At 42.8% G+C, this 6,955-nt stretch carries 1 protein-coding gene; it reads left to right on the forward strand.

All coding sequences use genetic code 11. From position 1 onward, the window contains the following. The first annotated feature begins 71 nt into the window (after nt 1-71). Entirely contained in the window at nt 72-6,641 is a 6,570-nt protein-coding gene (locus FTT87_RS15370) for a tandem-95 repeat protein (protein ID WP_218954221.1), read from the forward strand. Nucleotides 6,642-6,955 lie beyond the last annotated feature (314 nt).

The raw sequence follows: 6,955 nt of genomic DNA on the forward strand, positions 1-6,955 counted from the left end.
CGCTGACTTACAGCCTGACTAACAATCCGGACGGCTACTACAGCATTGATCCTGCGACGGGTGTTGTAAGCTTGACCCAGGCGGGTGCGGACTGGGTGAACGGAGGTGGAAACCTTCCTGCAGTCAGTGTAACAGTGACTGATGGTACAACACCTGTGACTGGCACAGCGGCAATGCCGGTGACCAGCCTGGTGAATGATGCACCTGTGGCCAATCCAGATATAGCAACGGTGATCGAGGACACTGCAGCCACCATTATTGTTCTGGGCAATGACACGGATGCTGAAAATGATACGTTAACTGTTACTGCAGCGAGCGCGTTGCATGGCACAGTGACAATCAATGCAGATGGCACACTCAGCTATACACCGAACACGAACTACACCGGTGCAGACACTATTAGCTATAGCATTAGCGATGGCATGGGTGGTACCAGCAGCAGCGTAGTAAACGTCAGCGTGACTCCGGTGAATGATGCCCCGGTAGCGATAGATGATCTGATTACAGTTGCAGAAGATGCCATATTTACTTCAACCGTTAGTCTGTTAGCGAATGACAGCGATGTTGATAGCAACTTTACAGCGGTTGCAGGTACGTACACGACCACGCAAGGCGGTACGATTGTGATCTCGCAAGACGGCCAATATGTTTATATGCCAGCAGCTAATTTTGCCGGTATAGACACCGTTGATTACACCATTACGGATGGATCACTAACAGATGTAGGAACATTACGCATAGTTGTTGAAGCAGTCAATGAAGCTCAGCCAGTTGCAGTAGATGACAACTTTGCTACTAACGAAGATACTGTACTTAATATCACAGCAGCTGATCTGTTAAGTAATGATACAGGCTTGCTTGATGCACCAGTTAGCATTACCTCGGTGCAAAATGCAACCAATGGTACTGTGGCTCTTGATATAGATGGAAATGTCATATTTACGCCAAGCGCTAATTACAATGGTCCTGCAAGTTTCACTTACACCATTAGGGATAGTGATGGTGAGACTTCTACAGCTACTGTGAATATTAATGTAATTTCTGTAAATGATGCTCCAATAGCAGCAGATGATGCGATTAGTAGCACAGAAGATACTGTATTTACTTCAACAATCAGCCTGTTGGCGAATGACAGTGATGTTGATAGCAGTTTCACAGCAGTTGCAGCTACATATACGACGACTCAGGGTGGTACGATCGTGATTGCTGCGGACGGGCAGTATGTCTATACACCTGTAGCGAATTTCAATGGTACAGATAGCGTTGATTACACAATTACAGATGGAGAGTTCTTTGATACCGCAACTTTGACAATTACTGTTGGTGCTGTGAATGATGAGCCTGTTACAGTAGATGATCTTGCTTATGTTGTAAAAGACACGACATTTACATCTAAAGTGAGTGTGTTGGCCAATGATACAGATGTGGATAGTAGCTTGAGTGTACAAGCACCTGGAACTTACACGACAACTCAAGGTGGGCAAATTGTTATTGCGAGTGATGGTAGTTATGTATATACCCCACCTACCTCTGGATGGATGGGAACAGATACCTATCTCTATACGGTAACAGATGGTGAGTTTACAGATACAGCAACCTTAACTCTGATCGTGGGTCAACCGACTGTATCTGAAGAAGGCCTACCATTTGGTCAGCCAGATATGCTTGGATCCCCGACAGATACGACCGACGTAACAACAGTTACGGCGGCGCTGAATCTTATATCTCCTGTTACAACAGTGACTTCAGTCACATTAACTTCAGCACCTCTAAACTCGGATGGAGTTCCTGTGACATGGACACCAAGTGGAGACGGAACAGATACCTATACTCTAACTGGAGTAGCTGGAACTACGCCTGTTGCAACTTTAATAGTCAAAGCAAATGGTGAATATACATTTACCTTACTGGCGCCATTAGATCATCCTGTTGTCGATGTTGAGGATGTACTTTCACTTCAATTTAGTACTGTTATGGATGGTTCAACCTATAACTTTACGATAGATGTTGAAGATGATATGCCGGTTGCCATGATGACAGCTGCTTCCTCCCTGCCAACATATGAGGGGGCGGATAATATTGTAGCAGTGCTGTCAGATGCGGATCCCGATATTGCGCGTGTTGATTCACAACTGTTGAATATTCTGGAATTTGGTACAGATCAGAAACTATTGGCCTGGGCATCGGATAACAATCTTGCCAGTGTTGTGTTATCTATCCCATCTGGCACCAATACGGATACTTTAAGAACACTACTGAATAATGATTCAGGAGTTTTATTCAAGTCGGAGTTTGCTGCTGAATTAGGTTTGGAAATTAATTGGACTACAGGAGGAGATTTAATCTTTACCGTTACAGCAGTAGCTCCAACATCAATGGATAATCAATCAGTTAATGTGTTGTTAACTACCCTGTACCAGATGATGCGTGGTCTGATGGGAGGAAGTGCTACCAACGATATGATGGCAGTGTCTACCTTGACCGTGACCGATACTTCAGGTTTTAGTGACACCAAACTGGGTTCAGACTGGTTGGAAACTGATGTTCTGAATAGTGGTAGTGTATTGGGTTACGCTGCTGGTTTAAATGATACTGTGACTGGTACATCTGGAGTAAACATGGGAGATGATGTCTACTTTACCAGTGTGGGTAATGACACTGTGTACGGTTTTGGCGGATCTGACATTGTATTCGGCGGTTCAGGAAACGATCGACTCTATGGTTACAATTCTGTCGACGAAGGTGGTGATTCTGATGGAAATGACAAGCTCTATGGTGGTGCTGGAGATGACCAGTTATATGGCAATAATGGGAATGATTTGCTCGATGGTGGTTTAGGAAATGATCTCTTAAATGGTGGCTCAGGTGCTGATCTGCTTAATGGTGGACAAGGTTCAGATGAGCTAACTGGTGGAACAGGGTCTGATATCTTCCAATGGAGTCTGGGCGATCAGCTTATGACAGCTCCAACTACGCTTGATGCAAAAATTGATGTTGTTGGTTATATAGATGGTCAAGTTATTCGTGTAACAACGACTGTTGGAATAGTTACAACAACACAAGATATTACCTTGACTGCCTCAGATATCGTTACAGGCTATATTTTAGTGCCAGTCACAGCACCAGTAGAAGGTCAACAAATTACAGTGACAGCTGTTCATATGCTCAGTGTAGGTTCAACCTATGTAAGTAAACCTGGTACTGCAACTGTGGTGATTGGTGCGATGACTAACGGCCTTCAGCCGACTGTTACAATTACTGAAGATGATGGTAATGGTCTTGGTAATCTACTTAATGATGGTTTACTAACAGACCACAACGGAATTCTAGATGCAGGAGAGTTACAAGGTGATATTGATGTTTCTATAGCTTTGGCATCTGGTTCTGCAGTTGGGGATGAGTTAGTCATCGTGACAAATACTGGAGTTACCGAAACGATTGTACTGACTCAAGCAATTATTGATGCAGGCCCAATTACAAGAAGCTATCCATCACCTGGTGAGGAGCAAACTTTAACTGTGACAGCGACGCTTCAGCGAGGTGATACAATATCTATTGCGAGTACTGATAGTGTAACTGTGGATACTGGTCCTCTAGTAAGTACTTATTCATCACCGGAAGTGACCATAGTTCAGGACTTTAACAGTGATGGTGTTATCAGCTATAAACCAGTTGATGTCATTACCGACTTTACTTTGGGTGCTGGCGGAGATGTGATTGATCTGCGCACTTTGTTACAAGGTGAAAATCATGTGATTGGACAAACGGGCAATTTAACGGACTATCTATCATTTGAAAAGGCTGATGGTGACGGTGATGGTATTGCAGACGATACTATTATCCGGGTAAGTGTAAATGGCACAGTATCAACTTCTTATGATCAGGTTATCGTTCTTGCGAATGTTGATCTTGTCACAGGGAAGACTCAACAGGAGATCCTCAACGATTTGCTCTATACGGGTAATCTTCTTGTTGATTATAGCTACCCAGACAATTGGGTTCAGGTTTCAGCGGGTGAAACGACTTCAGGTGAGCTTGTAGTTGGTTTTGGTGCCGATGGTGGTTATGTCCAAAGTGTAACCTTTGCAGATTATACGTTAACCTATAATGGTGCAGATACGATCACGCCTACAGGCACCGCGGATGGTACGACATATACATTTGACCCGGCTTCAGATGAGTTAACCATTTATACCAACCGTGGCGATCTCCTGATTGTCAATATGCTCACGGGTAGTTATGAGTACGCTAAACTTGAGTCAGGACCAGCAATTGATGAAGCACCAATTGTGAATGTCAATTCTTCTGCGAGTTTGTTGGGATTGGTAAATGCAGGTGCTCTTGGTTTGGTGGGTGTTGGTACCAACCAGCAATTTACAGCCACTGATCCGAACAAGGATATCACCCAAGTCGTAGTAGAAATGACATCATTAGGCATTTCCCTTTTAGACTCTTATGATATCCGTTGGTCTCAGGCGTTGGCGGATGAGTTTGGTTTGGTAGTCACTCCAGATCGTAACGGACTAGGGGGGCTCCTTCAAACATTTGCCAATATTACTATTGAAAAAGTAGGTGGAGGAACGATTGATAATCAGCAGTTAAATGAATTTTTGGCTACTGTTTATGTGGATCAAGGCAGTATTGTATCTGTGAATCTGCTTCCTACAATTTCAATGACAGTGACAGATAACCAAGGAAATGTCGTTACAGATTCTGCAGAAACTGATCTCGCTGGGCTTAATTTACTGAATCCTTCTAACAATCCTTCACCAATTTGGGAAGGTACCTCAGGTATTGATCTGCAGACTGGTGATAATAATGGTCTAACGACGGACGAACGTTTATATGGTTACGCAGGTGATGACCAGCTAGCGGGTAGTGATGGTAATGATTTACTGCGAGGAGGAGCGGATTCAGATATCCTCAATGGTGGATCAGGTAATGATACGCTGATTGGTGGTACAGGTGATGATACTCTGGTTGGTGGAACAGGCAATGATATTTTCCTCTTTGAGAAAGGCGATCAAGGTACATCATTAGCAACTGATATCATTGCTGATTTCAATGTACAACCAGTTGCCGGTGGTGGAGATATTCTTGATCTGCGTGGCTTGTTAGAAAACGAACGTGCTATCGCAAATCTATTAGCCGGTAATCTCACTAACTATTTATCTTTCAGTATAGGTGATGGTGATGGTGATGGTGTTGCAGATGATACGATACTTGATATCAGTACTTCAGGTGCCGTTAGCACAACAGTAGACCAGCGTATCATCTTTACCAATACTGATCTGGTCAATGGCCAATCAAATCTTGAAGTGATTGAACAGTTGTTGAAAAATGGAAACCTCTTAGTTGATCAGGAATATTCAGCTCTGTCCACAGAAGGAGTTTCTACTTTTGATATCGTTCTCACAGACAATGATAAAGACACTGTAGATACAATTATTGCTTTTGATAGTTCAGATCCTGCATTTGAGTTAGATGGAAATGCGCCACCAGTAACACAGGCATTTGATGCCAACTTGCTAGGCCTAATTGGTGCAGATGTACTAGGCGTTATTGATTTAAGCCGCCAAGCAATGGTCGCGCTGGATGTGGATAACAATCTTCGTACAGTTGTAGTTAAATTTGCGGGCGTCGCGAATGTTGCTTTAGGTGATGCTTATCTGGAAGTTTCTGCTCAACTTGCTAAAGATCTAGGTCTAAATTTTACGGTTGAAAATACTGGATTACTAGGTCTTTTAGGTCCGACTTCAACACTCACGATTACTGCAATTGACGGCGGTGATATCGATAACTGGGCAATTAATGAGTTGCTTGCGACAGTAAGATTACAATCTGACGGCATTAACTTGTTAACTGTCTTACAAACCTTAAATGGCGGATTAACGCTGGATGTCAGTGTATTGGGTACTTTCACCATTACAGCAACTGACAGCTATAATTCAACAGATAGCGATATTATCGCTTCTCTTGCTGATGCAGCGGTTCTTGAAGGTCTAATCGGTCAGAGCGGTAGTCCTGATATTATTCAAGGAACTTCTGGAAATGATGTTTTGGATAGTAGCTTATTAGGATTCAGCAGTGAACGTCTATATGGCTTTGATGGTGATGATGTCCTGAATGGCAATGATGGTAATGACTTGTTACGAGGTGGTACAGGTAACGATACATTAAATGGTGGTGCTGGTAATGATTTACTCATTGATGGTAATGGTTATGACACTATGAATGGCGGTTCAGGCAATGATACGATTATGATATCTGGCACTGGATTTGAATCTGTGAATGGTGGCTTAGGCATTGATACTTTGACATTATTGGGAGGAATCAATCTTGATCTATCCTTGCATAATAACATCACAGGTATTGAGCACATTAATTTGGGTAATGAAGCAGAAGGATCAACACTTACTCTGACAGCTCAGGATGTTCTAGATATTTCTGATACTGATATATTGGCAATCTACGGTGATGCTGCTGATAAAGTTACATTGGAAACAGGTGCTATTAAAGGAGCTGTTATTACAGATGCCAATAATGTCACCATGACTGAGTATACTTGGAGTGATTCTAGTGCCAAAGTATGGGTTGAGAATGAGATCGTTGCTGCAGGTGGTGTAAATATCATTATCTAAAACTCATCTTAGATATGTTGCAAAGGCAGCATATTGGGTCAAACCCAAATCCCAGTTTTAATCTCTTAAAACTGGGATTTTCTTTAAGTAAGTCTGAACTAATAAACTTAAGAAGGTACGCATCCGGCGAACTCATCTTACCAATCTATCCTATAAGCTGTAAGTGTCCAGTGGACCCCACTTTTCCGTAAGCATCCGGCTAACACAGCCTTACCAAGCGATCCTATAAGCCTTAATTTAGTTCCCACCTAAAAACAAGTGGGGACTTAATCCATGAACATGGATATATATTCAGCAACACCTCCTGTTGCTAA

Source organism: Acinetobacter sp. YH01022, assembly GCF_013420235.1.
Classification (GTDB): domain Bacteria; phylum Pseudomonadota; class Gammaproteobacteria; order Pseudomonadales; family Moraxellaceae; genus Acinetobacter.